This window comes from Pseudogracilibacillus sp. SO10305 (genome assembly GCF_037072005.1).
GTDB lineage: Bacteria > Bacillota > Bacilli > Bacillales > Amphibacillaceae > Pseudogracilibacillus > Pseudogracilibacillus intestinigallinarum.
The window spans coordinates 452,445-469,195 of the sequence record NZ_JAXHDE010000001.1 but is presented as its reverse complement, the minus strand read 5'-3'; the positions used below and the strand labels follow the sequence as shown (position 1 = coordinate 469,195).

21 protein-coding genes are annotated in these 16,751 nt (G+C 32.6%); 19 read left to right on the top strand and 2 right to left on the bottom strand.

Translation table 11 applies throughout. The annotated features are described in order from the left end of the window. Window positions 1–3: 3 nt before the first annotated feature. A complete protein-coding gene (locus SPD45_RS02445; RefSeq protein WP_336266012.1) occupies window positions 4–456 on the top strand; it encodes an IDEAL domain-containing protein in 453 nt (150 codons plus the stop codon). A 108-nt stretch (window positions 457–564) separates the two neighbouring features. Here SPD45_RS02445 and SPD45_RS02440 read toward each other — a convergent pair whose 3' ends face one another. Then, window positions 565–2,586 carry a penicillin-binding transpeptidase domain-containing protein gene (locus tag SPD45_RS02440; protein ID WP_336266011.1) on the bottom strand — a complete coding sequence of 674 codons (2,022 nt, stop codon included), beginning with the start codon at window positions 2,584–2,586 and terminating at the stop codon, window positions 565–567. Window positions 2,587–2,980: 394 nt separating this feature from the next. Here SPD45_RS02440 and SPD45_RS02435 point away from each other — a divergent pair, with 394 nt between their 5' ends. Continuing rightward, the gene (locus SPD45_RS02435) at window positions 2,981–3,115 is read left to right on the top strand and encodes a hypothetical protein (protein ID WP_336266010.1); all 135 of its coding nucleotides are present in this window, start codon (window positions 2,981–2,983) and stop codon (window positions 3,113–3,115) included. A gap of 23 nt (window positions 3,116–3,138) precedes the next feature. On the opposite strand, the gene SPD45_RS02430 is transcribed toward SPD45_RS02435, so the two are convergent. After that, a complete protein-coding gene (locus SPD45_RS02430) occupies window positions 3,139–3,771 on the bottom strand; it encodes a YigZ family protein (RefSeq protein WP_336266009.1) in 633 nt (210 codons plus the stop codon). 56 nt (window positions 3,772–3,827) lie between these two features. On the opposite strand from SPD45_RS02430, the gene SPD45_RS02425 reads away from it, so the two are divergent. The 17 genes from SPD45_RS02425 to SPD45_RS02345 all read left to right on the top strand — a co-directional run bounded on the left by SPD45_RS02425 (window position 3,828) and on the right by SPD45_RS02345 (window position 16,583). After that, window positions 3,828–4,973: a sensor histidine kinase gene (locus SPD45_RS02425; RefSeq protein WP_336266008.1), complete on the top strand. Its 1,146-nt coding sequence runs from the start codon at window positions 3,828–3,830 to the stop codon at window positions 4,971–4,973. A gap of 35 nt (window positions 4,974–5,008) precedes the next feature. Continuing rightward, entirely contained in the window at window positions 5,009–5,704 is a 696-nt protein-coding gene (locus SPD45_RS02420; RefSeq protein ID WP_336266007.1) for a response regulator transcription factor, read from the top strand. 24 nt (window positions 5,705–5,728) lie between these two features. Beyond that, entirely contained in the window at window positions 5,729–6,571 is an 843-nt protein-coding gene (locus SPD45_RS02415; protein ID WP_336266005.1) for a DegV family protein, read from the top strand. 14 nt (window positions 6,572–6,585) lie between these two features. Beyond that, a complete protein-coding gene (locus tag SPD45_RS02410) occupies window positions 6,586–8,091 on the top strand; it encodes a DEAD/DEAH box helicase (protein ID WP_336266004.1) in 1,506 nt (501 codons plus the stop codon). Then, a complete protein-coding gene (locus tag SPD45_RS02405) occupies window positions 8,088–8,774 on the top strand; it encodes a ComF family protein (RefSeq protein ID WP_336266003.1) in 687 nt (228 codons plus the stop codon). The genes SPD45_RS02410 and SPD45_RS02405 overlap by 4 nt, the downstream gene beginning before the upstream one ends. A 39-nt stretch (window positions 8,775–8,813) precedes the next feature. Beyond that, window positions 8,814–9,245 (top strand): TIGR03826 family flagellar region protein, encoded by a 432-nt coding sequence (locus SPD45_RS02400; protein ID WP_336266002.1) that lies wholly within the window; start codon window positions 8,814–8,816, stop codon window positions 9,243–9,245. A gap of 71 nt (window positions 9,246–9,316) precedes the next feature. Further along, window positions 9,317–9,577 carry a flagellar biosynthesis anti-sigma factor FlgM gene (gene flgM, locus SPD45_RS02395; RefSeq protein WP_336266001.1) on the top strand — a complete coding sequence of 87 codons (261 nt, stop codon included), beginning with the start codon at window positions 9,317–9,319 and terminating at the stop codon, window positions 9,575–9,577. 33 nt (window positions 9,578–9,610) lie between these two features. Then, the gene (locus SPD45_RS02390; RefSeq protein ID WP_336266000.1) at window positions 9,611–10,087 is read left to right on the top strand and encodes a flagellar protein FlgN; all 477 of its coding nucleotides are present in this window, start codon (window positions 9,611–9,613) and stop codon (window positions 10,085–10,087) included. A 27-nt stretch (window positions 10,088–10,114) separates the two neighbouring features. Continuing rightward, window positions 10,115–11,647, top strand: a complete 1,533-nt coding sequence (gene flgK / locus SPD45_RS02385) for a flagellar hook-associated protein FlgK (RefSeq protein WP_336265999.1) — start codon at window positions 10,115–10,117, stop codon at window positions 11,645–11,647. A gap of 11 nt (window positions 11,648–11,658) precedes the next feature. Next, a complete protein-coding gene (gene flgL / locus SPD45_RS02380) occupies window positions 11,659–12,558 on the top strand; it encodes a flagellar hook-associated protein FlgL (RefSeq protein WP_336265998.1) in 900 nt (299 codons plus the stop codon). A gap of 90 nt (window positions 12,559–12,648) precedes the next feature. Continuing rightward, the gene (locus tag SPD45_RS02375) at window positions 12,649–13,221 is read left to right on the top strand and encodes a DUF6470 family protein (protein ID WP_336265997.1); all 573 of its coding nucleotides are present in this window, start codon (window positions 12,649–12,651) and stop codon (window positions 13,219–13,221) included. A 17-nt stretch (window positions 13,222–13,238) separates the two neighbouring features. Next, window positions 13,239–13,694, top strand: coding sequence for a flagellar assembly protein FliW (gene fliW, locus SPD45_RS02370; protein ID WP_336265996.1), 456 nt, complete (start codon window positions 13,239–13,241; stop codon window positions 13,692–13,694). After that, a complete protein-coding gene (gene csrA / locus SPD45_RS02365; RefSeq protein WP_336265995.1) occupies window positions 13,688–13,912 on the top strand; it encodes a carbon storage regulator CsrA in 225 nt (74 codons plus the stop codon). Before fliW ends, csrA begins: the two co-directional genes overlap by 7 nt. Window positions 13,913–13,989: 77 nt before the next feature. After that, entirely contained in the window at window positions 13,990–14,334 is a 345-nt protein-coding gene (gene flaG / locus SPD45_RS02360; protein ID WP_336265994.1) for a flagellar protein FlaG, read from the top strand. 18 nt (window positions 14,335–14,352) lie between these two features. Continuing rightward, window positions 14,353–15,798, top strand: a complete 1,446-nt coding sequence (locus SPD45_RS02355; RefSeq protein ID WP_336265993.1) for a flagellar hook-associated protein 2 — start codon at window positions 14,353–14,355, stop codon at window positions 15,796–15,798. Between the two features lie 36 nt (window positions 15,799–15,834). Further along, the gene (gene fliS / locus SPD45_RS02350) at window positions 15,835–16,227 is read left to right on the top strand and encodes a flagellar export chaperone FliS (protein WP_336265992.1); all 393 of its coding nucleotides are present in this window, start codon (window positions 15,835–15,837) and stop codon (window positions 16,225–16,227) included. Then, on the top strand, window positions 16,227–16,583 hold the full coding sequence (locus SPD45_RS02345) for a hypothetical protein (protein ID WP_336265991.1): 357 nt from the start codon (window positions 16,227–16,229) through the stop codon (window positions 16,581–16,583). The genes fliS and SPD45_RS02345 overlap by 1 nt, the downstream gene beginning before the upstream one ends. Window positions 16,584–16,751: the final 168 nt, after the last annotated feature.

Here is a 16,751-nt window from a genome sequence, read left to right as displayed (position 1 = left end):
AAAATGGTAACAGTAAAATTATTAAAACCTTATTATATAAAGATGAATAGTGAATATATTAGAGTAATTTTAGCATATCAGTATTTTTCGTTAATTATTAACAAAAAGGTCTATCATTTTATACCGATAGAAGGGCAGGAAATTTTAGTTAATAGAAAAACAAAGCAAGTAGTAAATACAGAGACAAAATTTGCCTTCCAAAATGGGAAAGATATTGTGTATTTAACAATGAAAAAGTTAACAACGTTAGAGGATTTTATGAACCAATTAGATGATATTATAAAACCGTATTATGATAAGAAAGTAGAAGAACATAAAAAATATGAAGACAAAATTGATGATCAAACTGCAATCATCATAACAAAATTAGAAAAACAAAATATTATACGTTTAATTGATAAAGCGTTAGATGAGAAGGATGAGAAAATGTTTCAATATTTAACTAAATTATTATAATGAGAGAATTTCTATTATTGGACAATAGAAGTTCTCTTTTTTGTTTCAGAAACAATGAAAAAACACTACTATCCAATGAAATATACATGAATAGTAGTGTATAAAAAGTTATTTTCCTTTTTTAATTTCTTTTAATGCTTTTAATACTTGTTTAGAAGCGTAACTACTCGTACCGATACTCTCTGACTTTTCAGCCATCATAGCAATAATAAGATCTTTATCTTCTGCATGATAGCCGACAAACCAACCGTTTTCAGAACCAGAGCCATCTTTCGTTGACTTTAATTCTGCTGTACCGGTCTTACCCGCAATTGGAAATTTCTCTTCATTAATATTTTTTGCCGTTCCAATTCGTACAACATCACGTAAGTCTTCATCAAGTTCTTTTGCATGGTCTTTACTTAATACATTTTCTTTCCAAGCTTGTCCTTTTTTATCTGACATTAAAAGAATTGGTTTTACCATATCTCCATTATTTATAATCGGCGTATACGCTAAGGCGACATGAAGTGAACTTACTTCAATTTCTCCTTGTCCATAACTCGTATGAGCTAATAATATTTCATCTCGAATACCTTCTTCGTCATTGGAAATTTGTGATGGACGAATCGTTATCGGTAAAGGTAATTTTTCCTCAAAACCATATTCTTTTAAACCTTCGACATAATTTTTGGATCCCATTTTAACTGTTTGTTGTGCAAAATAAATATTATCGGAGCGAACTAACGCATCACGCAAGTCTACAGGTCCGCCAGAACTTGAAACTCTTGTAACCGTTTGGCCTCCCCAGTCTTCTTTCCCCCATGTTAATCCATTAATAGTTAAACCATCATTCGGTTTAATCGTCCCATTTTCTAATCCTACGGCGGCAGTAATTGTTTTCATAACGGACCCAGGTGCATATGTTGCTGCAAAGCGGTTGACAAATGGTTCTAATGGATCATTCATGAGTGCATCCCAATTCGCTTGAGTAATGCCGTATGTGAAATCATTTGGATTAAATCCGGGGCTACTTACAATTGCGACTACTTCTCCTGTTTTTGGATCGACAGCAGCAGCAGTTCCAGGATTTCCTTCAAGAGAATCAAATAATTTTTCTTGGGCATTGATATCGATTGTTAATTGTACGTTTTCTCCGTTTTTAACAGGTGTTTCTGCAATCGTCGTTTTATGCTTATCTTCATTAATAACCGAAACTTTAATGCCTTCTTCACCACGAAGTTTTTCTTCAAAAGTTAGTTCTAATCCTTGTTTTCCAATGAAATCTGTTTCTTTATAATTTCTATCTTTATGTTTTTTCATTTCTTCAGACGTAATTTTTCCGACATAACCAGTTAAATGTGCGGCAGCATCGCCAGCAGGATATGTTCTACCAGATGTCTCCGTGTAAGATACGGCTGGAATTTGCGTTAACTGTTTAAATGTATCTTCTGCCGATCTAGGAATGACTTTTAATGGAATGAAAAAGTCATCTTTTACCCAAGGTTCATCTAATTTCTCATCAATTTTTTCCACAGAGGTACCGAGTAATCGGGCAATTTCTTCTTTTTCATTTTCTTCGCTTTCAAAATCTTTAGGCACAATACCAATTTCATAAGCAATATCATTTATTGCTAATGGCATTTTATTTCGATCCAAAATTTCGCCACGTTTAGGTTTTTCTACATCAATCTGAACTTTCCCACCATCAGCAAGTTCGGGGAAAATTAATCCAGGATTCCAATCAATGACCCAGTTTTCCTCATCATTTTGTTCTGCATACGTCAAATCAATGTCATGTACGAATGTAATAATCCCTGCTACAGAATCCATTTCCACTTCTAACGGAATCTTACCACTTTTATTTTGCTTCATTTCTTTCAATTCATCATTCGACAATTGAATGTATGAAAATTTTAATTCATTAGCAGAAATATCTTCGTATATTTTTTCGTACCTTTGAATAAATTCTTCTTTTTCATATTGTTCTTTCGATTCTGCAGATAGCATGTCATACATATCTGAAAAACGTTCATTTTTCCAATGGTTTAAATATGTATTTAACTCATCTGTAGGGTTAGGCGTTTGAAAGGAACAACTACTAAGTATGAATAAAGATAAAAACGAAAAACATAATAGCCATTTTTTCACTAAAATTCCCCCCAAAATGCGCACAAACATAAATGTATTATAAGGTTTATGTAATCGTTAATTGTATCATAAGTTAATTTGAATTTTGTCACAATAACGAATTTATTGTAAGTGAATAAAAAATCATTTTGTTTATATGTAGAAACAAAATGATTTCACATTTATATACCACTTATTACTTATTTGTTACGTAAGTGTTTAAAATATATTACATCCTTTATTATACATTTAAATGGAAATAGAAACAATTACTATATGAAAAATTACTCTAATATGTTAATTTGATTACAAATTTTAAAATAAGTTGTGAAAAAGTCAAATGTTGTCGTATAATATAAATGTAGTTCAAATTATTTACATAATAAGTATTAATTATATAAAAAGGATGGTTTATGTGGTTGATCAAGATTACTTAAAATCATTTTTGAAAACGTTAATTCAGGATGCGGAAAAAAATGACACAAAAACAGTAGAGGAATTCGTACAAAAAATTGTAGCAGAATTAGAAGGAACCCTCGTACACTCTTAATATACGAAGAGTAACGAGGGTCTTTATACATCAATTTCAATATATTTTTGTTCTATATCTTTAGTATCGACTTGATCATTGGATAAGTTAACAATGAAATCTTTAAATTGTTGAATTTGATTTATATGTACGAAAACATTCATAATGATATGTTCGACATATTCAATATGGTCAATAATATATTCGCTATTTCTTAACTCGTTTTCAATTTTACCTAAAAGAGGATATTCAAAGGTTAATGACATGCCTTGCATTAATTGTCTTTCAACAATCCCAACTTGCTTAATTGTTTCAGATGTTGTCGAGCCGTATGCACGAATAAGTCCGCCAGCACCAAGTTTTATGCCACCAAAATATCTCGTCACTACGACGGCAGTATTTTTTAGTTGAAGCTTTTTAAGGACTTCGAGCATTGGGATACCTGCTGTTCCACTTGGTTCACCATCATCATTTGCTTTTTGAATTTCATCGTTGTCACCGATGATGTAAGCGGAACAATTATGTGTTGCATCATGATGTTTCTTTTTTATACGTTGGATAAATTGTTGTGCTTCTTCTTCATCATGAACCCGAGTAACATAGCCGATGAATCTTGACTTTTGTATGATGATTTCGTGAAATCCATCACACTTTATAGTATAATATTTAGTTAACATATATAATTCCTCCGATATACATATTAATATGATTATAACATAGGTCGGTGAATAAAATGGCGTCAGACAAACGAGCAAAAGAAAGAACGCTCGATATGATTGTGGAAGAAATGAAAAGTGTTGTTGAAAAAACTAAAGATGATATTTTCGATATTAGCGAGGAAGCAATCAGTGAATTAGAAGCTTTAGAACGCAAACTTGCGACTATTAAAAAGAAAATTTTAGATTACATAAAGGCAGAAAATATATTAACACGTGAAGTACAAGCATCAAGACAAAAACTTTTATTAGTAAGCAGAGAGTTTGATACGTATTCAGAAGATGATATTAGAGAAACATATGAACATACACATGAAATGCAATCACGTCTAGCCATTAATCATAAAGAAGAGAAATTACTTCGACAACAACGTGATGAAGTAGAAAGACGAATTATTCGTCTAAATAAAACAGTACATCAAGCGAATGATTTAGGAAGAAAGGTATCTGTTGTGCTTAGTTATTTACATGATGATTTTAACGAATTAAATGAAGTGTTAAAAACAGCTAAAGAGAAACAACAAATTGGTTTGAAAATCATCGAAGCACAGGAACTAGAACGAAAACGCTTGTCAAGAGATATTCATGATGGTCCAGCACAAATGCTTGCGAATATTTTGTTACGATCTGAAATCATCGATTTATCTGTAAAAGGTGGAAATATTACAGAGGCTGTATCTGAATTGAAAAATGTTCGTGGCAATATCCGATCTGTATTAAGAGAAGTTAGAAGAATTATTTATGATTTACGACCAATGGCCTTAGATGATTTAGGAATTATTCCAACAGTGAAAAAACATGTTTCGACAATGGCCGAAACATATAATACACATATAGAATTACAATTAATCGGTGAGGAAAAGAGATTAGAATCAAATTATGAAGTGGCTGTTTTCCGATTAATTCAAGAATCATTACAAAATGCATTAAAACATGCTGAAGCGACAAGTATTTATGTTACTTTACAAATAGAGCAAGATGAAATTACGATTGTTGTTCAAGATAATGGTAAAGGCTTTCGAACAGATGAAACGAAAAATAGTTCCTTTGGTTTAATGGGAATGAAAGAAAGAGTAGAAATGTTAAATGGACATTTTCAAATTAATTCTACCCTAGGAAAAGGGACAACAATCAAAATAATATTACCATATATTGTAGAATGAAATTTTGTTTAATAAATTGGGGAGGGACCTTTAAAATGGTTGAAAATGAAGTAATTACAATTGCATTAATAGATGATCACAAATTATTCCGTGAAGGAGTTAAGCGTATTTTAAGTTATGAACCATCATTTGAAGTAATAGCAGAAGCAGATGATGGTCGCGAGGCAAAAGCAATTATCGAGCAATATAATCCAGATGTCGTTCTGATGGATATTAATATGCCTGAAATGAATGGGATTGAAGCGACAAAGGAATTAATTGAAACATACCCAAATACAAAAGTTATCATTTTATCTATCCATGAAGATGAAACATATGTCACACACGCTCTACAGTCTGGTGCACAGGGGTATTTATTAAAAGAAATTGATACAGATTCTTTAATGGAAGCAATTAAAGTAGTAAATGAAGGTGGATCATATTTACATCCAAAAGTAACGCATAATTTAGTGGAAGACTATCGCAAATTAATTGAGGATAAAGAATTGAACAGCAATAATGTTCATGCGATTGAATATAAAAAACCATTACATTTATTAACGCGTAGAGAATGCCAAGTATTACAATTATTATCAGATGGACAAAGCAACCGGAAAATTGCCGAATCATTAGTTATTAGTGAAAAAACAGTGAAAAACCACGTTAGTAACATTTTGCAAAAGATGGAAGTGAATGACCGAACACAAGCTGTTGTGACTGCCATTAAAAACGGTTGGGTAGAAGTGTTTTAACGGACATAGTAAGGAGAGACAAGAATGAAGTTAGCAGTTGTTACAGATAGTACAGCTTATATACCAGAAGATTTATTGGAGAAGTATAATATTTATACTATTCCATTAAGTGTTATATTCGGAAATGAATCTTATCGTGAAGGGATCGACATTACGACAGAGAATTTTTATGAAAAGGTAAAAAAAGAGAAAAACTTACCAACAACATCACAACCAGCCATTGGTGCATTTGTAGATTTATTTGAACAATTAGCTGAACAATATGATGCTGTCATTTCGATTCATTTATCGAGCAAGTTTAGTGGAACATTCGACGCTGCAAAAACAGCGAGTTCAATGGTAAATGATATTGAAGTTTATCCTTTTGATTCCGAGTTAAGTGCGATGCCTCAAGGATTTTATGCTTTAGAAGCAGCTGAATTAGCGCTAGAAGGTGCACATGTAGATGATGTCATTCAGCGATTAAACCAAATGAAGGAGAAAACTCGTGCATATTTTATGGTGGATGATTTAAGTCACTTGCAACGAGGTGGACGTTTAAATAGTGCTCAAGCCATATTAGGAAGCTTATTAAATATTAAACCGATTTTACATATTGTGGACGGCTTAATTGTTCCATACGAAAAAATTCGTACGAGAAAAAAAGCAGTTGCTCGAATTATGTCCATGTTAGAAGAGGATATTGAGAAAAAAGAAGTAAAACGAGTTGTATTTATTCATGCGAACAATGAACAGCAAGTAATGAAAATTCATGATAAGTTTGCGAAGAAATATCCTCATATCGAAACAATCATTAGTTATTTTGGTCCTGTAATTGGAACCCATTTAGGTGAAGGGTCTATCGGTGTATCGTGGCAAGCAAAATAAAGTGAGGGATGTTGATGAAACATATAGTGAAAACATCTCCATATAGTGAATTAGGGGGAGTTGAGACACTCTCCCAATTTGCTCAATCCCCAAAAATAGAAAAAATTTTAACTCCTACATTACGACAATTTTTTACAAATAAATTACTCCGCAAAGAAGAACTTTCGTTAGAAGAACAGTCATTTCAACTTTTATGGAATAATGGATATTTTAAAACACTTCCAGCAATTACAAAAAATAAAACAACATATATTTGTCAGCGTTGCAATAATAGTAAGAACCATTTATTTGGTTGGATACCTTGTCAACGTTGTCATACCACCCATTTGTATTGTCGAAACTGTATTATGATGGGACGTATTTTACAATGTGATTATTTATTTGAGTGGGCAAAAAATCCTTATGAATGGCCCGAAATAAATGAATCACTAAGATGGGATAGTACTTTATCGGATGCCCAACAATATGCTGCAAGGGAAATCGTGAGTGCCGTAGAAAACAATGAGCAACGATTGATTTGGGCTGTAACAGGTGCAGGAAAAACAGAGATGTTATTTTTAGGTCTTGAACGAGCTTTTGCCCAAGGGAAACGAGTTTGTTTAGCATCGCCAAGGATCGATGTTGTTAAAGAATTAATTCCAAGATTTAAACGAGTATTTCCAAATGTAGCAATTGAAGCATTGCACAGTGATGAAAAAAATAAAAGTGGTATGGCACAGTTCATTATTTCGACAACCCATCAACTATTACGTTTTAAAGAAGCTTTTGATGTAGTGATTATTGATGAAATTGATGCATTTCCATATTATTTGGATCCACATTTGCAATTTGCGACAAAGAGGGCAAAAAAGCAACATGCTGCAATGATTTATTTAACTGCGACACCGAGGAAGAATTTTTTACGAACATTAAAAAAAGAAAAAGTTCCAATCATCTTTGTTCCCGTTCGCTATCATTTACAACCACTTCCAATACCTACAATGTTATATGTACATCGATTAACGGAAAAAATAAAATCAAATCAATCGATCAAGCAAGTAGAACAGTGGTTACAACGGCGTGAAAAGCAGGAGCGCCAAATGCTTATTTTTATGCCGTCCATACAACAATTAATAGACTATAAAGCAATCATTTGTCAAAGTTTGTTAAAGCTACATATTATTCAATATGATGATCAACTTGATACCGTATATGCTAATGATGACATGCGTGAAAAAAAGATAGAGAAATTTAGAAATAAAGAATTAAAAGTTTTAATGACAACGACTATATTGGAACGTGGCGTTACATTTCCTTCAGTTGATGTCATTGTATTAGGGGCAAGTAATCATATATTTGATGTTGCAGCTCTAGTGCAAATCGCAGGTCGAGCAGGAAGAAGTGAAGATGATCCTCAAGGGCTTGTTCTGTATGTACATGATGGTTTAACTAATGCAATGTTAGAAGCGAAAAACATGATTCAGATGATGAATCATAAACGGAAGAAAATGTTGAAAAATAACGTGGTGAAAAAAATATGAGTTACTGTTTATATTGTGAGGAGAGAATAAGTAAAACGATATCTTGGGGGACATTATTCATCTTAGAGGCGGATAAATATAGTTGTGATAAATGTGTGCAAACATTTCAAGCGATAGAAGATAACTATTGTCAATTTTGCTATAAACGATGTGAACAAGAATGTTGTGAAGATTGTTATAAATGGAAAGCAATCTATGATGGGAACGATCCTTTATATAAAAATATATCTATTTACTATTATAATGATAAAATGAAAGATATTATATCGAGGTGGAAGTATCGTGGCGATTATATGCTTGGCAACCTATTTAAACAAAAATTCCAAACCGTTTTTCGAGAGAAATTTTCACATATGAATAAAAATATCTCAATCGTTCCCATTCCATTAAGTAAAGAAAGATTGTACGAACGTAATTTTAATCAAGCCGCTCAATTAGCATCTTTTGTTACACCAAATATTTCTAATATATTAGAACGAACACATACAGAAAAACAATCGAAAAAAAGTAGAAAAGAAAGATTAATGTCAAAAAATCCATTTATTTTAACAGAAAAAGTTCAGACAGATGTCATATTAATTGATGATATTTATACGACGGGACAAACAGTACGTCATGCAGCAAGTTTGTTAAAACAAAGTGGTTGTGCAAATATATATGCATTTACATTAGTTAGAGGGTAAAATAGATAATAAAGAAAAATTTATTATAGGTGATGAAAAATGACGGAATTAGCAAACTGTAATAGTTGTGGAAATGTTTTCGCAAGAGGAATTCGAGATATTTGTCCTGCGTGCTATAAAGAGGAAGAAATTGCCTTTAAAAAAGTATATAAATATTTATCAAGTAAACGAAAAAGAGAAGCGACAATCGATGAAATAGCGAGAGATACAGAAGTTGATAAAGAATTAATTATGAAATTTTTAAAACAAAACCGGTTACGTAATTCAAATTTCCCAAAACTTTCATATCCATGTGAAATGTGTGGTATTGCTATTGTAGAAGGTAAACTATGTGTAACATGTAGTGTTTCCCTTCATAAGCAACTACATCAGCATGAAGAAGAGGAAAAGAAACGAACGGAACGAATTGTCCAAGAGGAAGAAGAGCAACAACAAGTGTACTATACAATAAATAAAGATGAAAAACGTTAAACATTATAAAAATATTGTCGATAAATAAAGTAAGCATGATTAGATACGTATATTAAAGAGAGGTGTGTCGAATGAAAATACAAGGACCGAATCCGTATCTTCAAATATATAATCAGCAAAAACAGTCAACAATTTGTAAAAAGAGTGATCAAAAAACGGATCAATTAAATATTTCTCAAGAAGCAAAAATGATGCAAATGAAACAGACAGGACAATCTGAACGTGCACAATATGTGCAAGAACTGAAAGAAAAAATCCAATCTGGAACATATGAAATAAACTACGAACATGTAGCTGAAAAGATGATCGACTATTGGAAATGGGGAAAATAGTAGGAGGTTAGGGAAATTTCTACACAATTATTAATGAATCATTTACAACAATTACTTCAGGCACATGAGCAACTACTCTCTGTCTCTAAGGAAAAAACAGAGATTATTAAAGCAGGTGAAGTAGAGCGATTATCAAATATTTTAATTGAAGAAAGAAAGCAAGTGCAAACAATTGAACAAGTGGAAAAAAAGCGTTCGCAAGTAACAAATGAACTTTATCATCAGTTACAAATAAAATCTGAAAATCCTTCTTTAAATGAATTAGTAACATATATCGAAAATGGTGCTGAAAAAATAACATTATTAGATCATATGACTAAATTAGTTGAAATAATAACTGCTTTAAAGGCGAACGAATCTTTAAATAAACAATTAATCGAACAATCCATGCAATTTGTCCAGTTATCGTTAAATATGATGGAACCTTCTATGGATCGTATGAACTACGGAGGGGGAAAGCAAACATCGAATCATCAAACAAAACGTTCGATGTTTGATTCAAAGGCATAAATATTAGCAGTAAAAGGAGTAATATAATTGAGTACTTTCCAAGGATTAGAATTAGCAAAAAAAGCTTTATATGCGCAACAAGGGGCATTATATACGACAGGACATAATATCGCGAATGTTAATACAGCGGGATATTCACGCCAACGTGTTAATTTTGAAACGACCTCTCCATTTCCGATGCCTTCACGTGTCATGCCAACGATTGCAGGTCAAATTGGTACGGGCGTTGAAATTGGAACGGTTGAAAGAGTTCGTGATCAATTTTTAGATATGCAATTCCGTGCTGAAAATAGCCGTGCCAATTATTGGAGTGCAAAAAGTGAAGCTTTATCTAGAATGGAAGATTTATTAAATGAACCTTCTGAAGATGGGCTTAGTGCACAAATGGATTTATTATGGCAAGCATTACAAGATTTAGCAGATCATCCGGATAATGATGGAGCAAGATCAGTTGCCGCACAAAGAGCACTAGCATTAACGGAAACATTTAACCATTTGTCGAAAAGTTTACAAGCAATCCAAGGAGATTTAAAAGAACAAATCGACGTATCTACAAAAAATATTAATTCATTGTTATCACAAATCAACGGTTTAAATGAGCAAATCCAAAAAATTGAACCACACGGTATGTTAGCGAATGACTTATATGATGAACGTGATCGTTTAATTGATCAACTATCTAATTACATGAATATTAAAGTTGATTATACGAAGAGCAGTGATAGCTCTTTACAGATTGCGGATGGTTTGGCTTCTATTCAATTAATTGATAGTTCAGGTCAATCTTTTGATCCACCTATTTATTTAATAGATGCACGTGATCGTGATAATTTAATCGTGAATGAATTTGAATTAGCTTATAATGATGCAGATAATGCTGAAAAAGGTTTAGTTTCTAATATTACAGTAGATGGAGTGGACGTATTACAAAATATTTTAAGTTCTGAAGGAGCTTTAAGTGGTCTCATTGAATCTTACGGTGTTGTAGGTGGCGGAGAAAACAACTTATACCCAAATATGCTTGATGAATTAAATAAAATGGCAAAACAATTTGCAGAAGCATTTAATACGCAACATCAAGCAGGTATAGATGCAAATGGAGAAACGGGAAAAGCATTCTTCATCACGAAAGATGGATCTATGGATATTACGGCGGAAAACATAACAGTATTAGGAGATATTGTGAAAGATCCTAACCTAATTGCTGCGAGCGCTGTAGATGGTGGAAGTAGAAATGGTGATAATGCTTTAGACCTTGCTAAAGTATTTGATAAAGATATTGAGGGGCTAGATGATACATCTGTTAGAAAGTATTTTATTGCGCTTATCGGAGATTTAGGTGTAAAAGGACAAAAAGCAAATACGATGAAAAATAGTACAGATATATTAAAATCACAAATTGAAAATTCTAGAATGTCTGTAACAGCGGTATCTTTGGATGAGGAAATTTCCAATTTAATTAAATTTCAACATGCCTACAATGCCGCTGCAAGAAGTATGACGGCAATCGATGAACTAATCGACCGTGTCATTAATCAAATGGGAATTGTCGGAAGGTAAGGAGATAAAATATGCGTATTACACAATCAATGTTGCAAAATAATATGTTGAAAAACTTATACAGTAGTCAAGCACAAATGAATAAATATTTAACGCAAATTAATACGGGAAAGAAAATTTCTCGTCCATCTGATGATCCTGTTATCGTCATGAAAGGGATGGGATACCGTACAGAAGTAACGGAAGTTGAGCAATATCGACGCAACACATCTGAAATCTGGAACTGGATGGACCATACAGATGATGCCTTAGATAAAGCGACAAAAGCGATGCAAAGAATCGAAGAGTTAGCTGTTCAAGCTGCAAACGATACGTATGATAAAGATGAGCGTGAAGCCATTGCAAAAGAGGTGGAGCAATTACAACGTCAATTGGTAGAAATTGCTAACACGAATGTGAATGGAAAGTATATTTTTAATGGAACAGACACAAATTTACAACCAGTGGAAGTAGACGCGGAAGGAAATGTCATTGTTACTGATACAGATGGAAGGAATCAGTATGTGAACATAGAAGTCTCTAAAGGAATTACATTTGATGTTAATATGGATCCAGATAAGATGTTTAATAAAGAATTATTTGCCAACATTGACGATTTTATTTCTGCTTTAAAATCTGATGATTCGAATCAACAGGATGAAATGAACAGTGCACTTGAAAATTTAAGAAAAGGTACGACAGATATCGTTAATACACGTGCAGAGCTTGGGGCTAAAATGAATCGTCTTGAACTTATTGAAGATCGATTATCACATCAAGAAATTATTGCCAAAGATACAATGATGAAAAATGAAGGTGTAGATTTTGAAGAAGCGGTTATGAATTTATTAACACAAGAAGTTATTCACCGTGCAGCATTATCTGCAGGCTCAAAAATTATTCAACCTTCATTAGTGGATTTTCTACGTTAATAAATGGTTGAGACAGTTTACTAGATACAAGTGATCTATGTGAAACATTGTCTCAGCCTTTTCACTATTTTTAGGAAAGGGTGACTCCATATGAATATTCCTCAAATAAGAATGGAATCACAATTTGCCAAAATTGCAATGAGACAGACATATGCTCATTTGGAAATAGAACAACCGAATGCCATCGTTTCAATCGAACAGCCAAAAGCACATGTATCAATCGAAATGAGAAAAGGAAAACTAACGATTGATCAAACGAAAGCATGGGAGCAAATGAATATGTACGGTCCAATTCGAGCAGTTGAAAAAACAGCAGAAGAAGGAAAAAAGGCTATTCAAGAAGGTGTAGCAAGAAGAGCGGAACAAGGGGCACAATTGATTAATATTCATGATGAGGTCAATTATATAGCCGAACTTGCAAAGGAAAATGGTCAACGACCGATGAAGCAATTAAATATAGGTTTTATTCCAGAACCATTTTCAGTAAACATTCAGTATAAAAAAGGAACTGTCGATGTCCAAATTGAACCAAATAAACCTATTATATCTGCCCAAATAAATAAGCCTGAAATTACATATCATCCTGGAAATGTGGAGGTTTTTATGGAACGGGATGCATCATTGAACATTGATTACACGAATGTATATGAGGATGAAACATAAAGGTTGGAGGCGAAACAATGAAAATTAAAACGAAATACTTAAATGAAGTCGTTATTGAAGAGGAAAAAATTATTCATTTTGAACAGGGGATTCCAGGTTTTCAAGAGGAAAAAGACTTTGCCCTACTAGATTTACCTAACAATGATTTATTACAAATTTTACAATCAATAGAGACAGAAGAAATTGCATTTATTGTAACAAATCCACATTTATTTTATCCAACCTACGAATTTACTTTAGAAGACTATGTAGTGGATGCTTTACATATTGAAACAGAAAAAGATATAGCTATTCTTACCATTATGACAATACATGAGCCATTTGCGAAAAGTACGATTAACTTAAAGGCACCTATTATTATTAATACAGTGAATAAAAAAGGAAAACAGTTTATTTTAAATGATGATACATTTGAAATGAAAGCCGCTATCTCAAATTTTTCTAATAATAAAGGAGGAGAAGCGGAATGTTAGTGTTATCGCGAAAAAAGCAACAATCAATTCGAATTGGGAACGATATTGAACTAACTGTTATTGCAATTGAAGGAGATCAAGTAAAATTGGGCATAAAAGCTCCTAAAAATATTGAAATTCATCGTGGAGAAGTATTTGAAGCAATTCAAACGGCAAATAATGAAGCTGTACATGTATCAATAGATGTAATGAAATTAATGAAAAAAAATCCGTTATAATTTTCTTATGAACACTTCACATTTTTCTAATAATGGTCGATATAAAGGGTAGAAAAGAATAGGGAGTTGTTTTAGATATGAATATTTCCGATAAAATATCTCAACCAATGACTATGTCACAAAATTCCCCCTCTTTGGAGGATGCAACAAATCGATTATTACAAACGAAATTAATTAAAGAAGTACATAAAAATGTCAAAAAAGAAGATGTGCAAAATGCGGTGGAGCGGATGAATAGTTTTATTGATCCGTTTCAAACACATTTGAAATTTGTGTTCCATGAAGAATTAAATGAATATTATGTTACCGTTGTAAACCCGGTAACAGACGAAATTATTCGTGAAATACCACCGAAAAAAATGTTAGATATGTATGCAGCAATGACGGAATTTGTCGGTATCGTTGTAGATGAACAAGTATAGAGAGAGGACGGATAAAAGATGGTTATGCGTGTAGGTGGAATCGTATCTGGTATGGATATCGAAGCAATGGTGAATAAATTAATGGAAGCTGAAAGAACTCCATTAACGAAAATGAAGCAACAACAAACAACATTAGAATGGAAAAGAGATGCGTTTCGTGAAATAAATAGTGCATTGTTAGAACTAGATAATATTGTTCGAGACATGAAATATACACGTGCATACAACTCAAAATCAACCACATCTTCATTAAACAATGTTGCAACCGCGACAGCTGGTACAGCAGCAACGAACGGAACATACAACATTGATGTAAAATCATTAGCAACGAGCGAGATGCAGGTGTTTTCTGCTCAAGCTGACACTGTATTTGAAAATGATGGACAGTTTACATTTAATACATATGACGATAAAGGAAAACCAGTCGAACATACAGTTGAGGTGAAAGCAGGCGATACATTAAAAACAGTGTTGAAAAACATGGAAAATGCCAGTGATGGAAAGGTACGTGCGTTTTTAGATGAAACATCAAACAAAGTTGTATTGGAGACGACTCGAACAGGTATATACAATGAAGACGGTCCAGAAATTGTTTTCAAAGGCGATGATAACATCTTCTTAAGTAAAGTAACTAAAATAGATGAACAAGGGCAAGCGGCTTCGAATGCTCAATTTATTTATAATGGCGGTTTAACAATCGATTCTCGTGATAATAATTATTCATTAAACGGTATTACGTTCAATTTACACAGTGTTGGACAAACAGATATTACAGTGCGAACGGATGTTGATGCTGCTTTTGATAATATCGTAAAGTTTGTGGATAAATATAATGAAGTAATTGAAAAAATGAATACATCACAAACAGAGGAAAAGTTTCGTAGTTATCAGCCATTAACAGAAGAACAGAAAAAAGAAATGTCAGAAGAACAAATTAAGCAATGGGAAGAGAAAGCGAAAAGCGGAATTTTAAAAGGTGAATCTTCACTCCGTGATGGCATGTTTACATTGCGTAGTAGTTTACAAGGAGTCGTAGATAATGACGGTCCATTTAAATTATTAAGTGACCTCGGCATTACGACGACAAAAAACTATTTAGATGGTGGAAAACTAGAAATCGATGAAGAAAAATTACGTAGCGCATTAGAAACAGATGCGGATGGAGTATACCAATTATTTGTAGGGGATGGAGAAGGTAAAACGAAAGGATTAATTCATCGATTTGATGAAGCATTAGATAGTACACGCGCAAAAATTGAAGAAAAAGCTGGGAAAGCAACACATACTTTAGATAACTATGCGATTGGAAAACAAATGAAAGATTTAAATGCGCGCATTGCTGATTTTGAAAAACGTATGGTACGTGTAGAAGAACGTTATTGGTCACAATTTACTGCGATGGAAAAAGCAATTTCGAATTTAAATCAACAATCATCTTATCTATTCTCACAATTTGGCTCATAAGAAATAAATTTATTATGTAGGAGAGTGTCATAATTTATGATGGCAAAACAGTACCAAGCATATCAAGATAATTCAGTGACGACAGCCTCAGGACCACAATTGACCTTAATGTTATATAATGGTTGTATTAAATTCATCAATCAGGCAAAACAAGCTTTAGAAAATGAAAATATTGAAGCGAAAAATGAATTCATTCAAAAAGCGCAAAATATTGTACAAGAATTAATGATAACATTAGATCCAGAAATTGAAATATCGAATCAAATGATGCCTTTGTATGAATACATTCATTATCAGTTACAACAAGCGAATATAAAGAATGAGTCATCTTATTTAGATGAGGCATATACGTATGTAGTAGATTTCCGTGATACGTGGAAAGAGGTTATTAAATTAGCAGCGAAAAATAATAAGCGAGAAAAGATCTAATGAAAACATTACAAGCTTTGTATGATCTTTCCGTTAACATGCTTACCTCTTTAGAAAAGGTGCCAGTTGATATCGAGGAACGTGAACAGGTTGTTGAATTAGTTCAATCATTTATTGAAAAACGGGAACAACTTTTAAGACAAATTAAAGGACCATATAGTGAAGGTGAAATGCAATTAGGTAAACAGTTGATCCATCTCGATGAGCAAATTACTCATAAAATGAATGATTTATTACAACAAATTCAAATAGACATGAAAAAAGTAAAAGAAAAGAAAAAATTAAATCGTTCCTATATTAATCCGTACGGCAATATTAAAACGACGGATGGAATGTATTTAGATAGTAAACAATAAAAGGGAAATTAATTCCTTTTTATTGTTTATTTTTTTGTTTTTTTTTACAATTAGTGGTATTGTATAATGTAAGCACTTACATTTATTGTATTATGTGAACGTAAAATGAAAATTGTTGTAATTTACGGAAATTTTACATAAAACATAGTATAATAAAAGTATAAAGAA

Bases quoted from the DNA above. Each gene is read 5' to 3' on its own strand.
- SPD45_RS02405 (WP_336266003.1), top strand. From the start codon at position 8,088: ATGAGTTACTGTTTATATTGTGAGGAGAGAATAAGTAAAACGATATCT.
- SPD45_RS02430 (WP_336266009.1), bottom strand. From the start codon at position 3,771: ATGTTAACTAAATATTATACTATAAAGTGTGATGGATTTCACGAAATC.
- SPD45_RS02390 (WP_336266000.1), top strand. From the start codon at position 9,611: ATGAATCATTTACAACAATTACTTCAGGCACATGAGCAACTACTCTCT.
- fliS (WP_336265992.1), top strand. From the start codon at position 15,835: ATGATGGCAAAACAGTACCAAGCATATCAAGATAATTCAGTGACGACA.
- SPD45_RS02420 (WP_336266007.1), top strand. From the start codon at position 5,009: ATGGTTGAAAATGAAGTAATTACAATTGCATTAATAGATGATCACAAA.
- SPD45_RS02410 (WP_336266004.1), top strand. From the start codon at position 6,586: ATGAAACATATAGTGAAAACATCTCCATATAGTGAATTAGGGGGAGTT.
- SPD45_RS02375 (WP_336265997.1), top strand. From the start codon at position 12,649: ATGAATATTCCTCAAATAAGAATGGAATCACAATTTGCCAAAATTGCA.
- SPD45_RS02345 (WP_336265991.1), top strand. From the start codon at position 16,227: ATGAAAACATTACAAGCTTTGTATGATCTTTCCGTTAACATGCTTACC.
- SPD45_RS02400 (WP_336266002.1), top strand. From the start codon at position 8,814: ATGACGGAATTAGCAAACTGTAATAGTTGTGGAAATGTTTTCGCAAGA.
- fliW (WP_336265996.1), top strand. From the start codon at position 13,239: ATGAAAATTAAAACGAAATACTTAAATGAAGTCGTTATTGAAGAGGAA.
- flaG (WP_336265994.1), top strand. From the start codon at position 13,990: ATGAATATTTCCGATAAAATATCTCAACCAATGACTATGTCACAAAAT.
- SPD45_RS02445 (WP_336266012.1), top strand. From the start codon at position 4: ATGGTAACAGTAAAATTATTAAAACCTTATTATATAAAGATGAATAGT.
- SPD45_RS02355 (WP_336265993.1), top strand. From the start codon at position 14,353: ATGGTTATGCGTGTAGGTGGAATCGTATCTGGTATGGATATCGAAGCA.
- SPD45_RS02425 (WP_336266008.1), top strand. From the start codon at position 3,828: ATGGCGTCAGACAAACGAGCAAAAGAAAGAACGCTCGATATGATTGTG.
- SPD45_RS02415 (WP_336266005.1), top strand. From the start codon at position 5,729: ATGAAGTTAGCAGTTGTTACAGATAGTACAGCTTATATACCAGAAGAT.
- flgL (WP_336265998.1), top strand. From the start codon at position 11,659: ATGCGTATTACACAATCAATGTTGCAAAATAATATGTTGAAAAACTTA.
- flgM (WP_336266001.1), top strand. From the start codon at position 9,317: ATGAAAATACAAGGACCGAATCCGTATCTTCAAATATATAATCAGCAA.
- csrA (WP_336265995.1), top strand. From the start codon at position 13,688: ATGTTAGTGTTATCGCGAAAAAAGCAACAATCAATTCGAATTGGGAAC.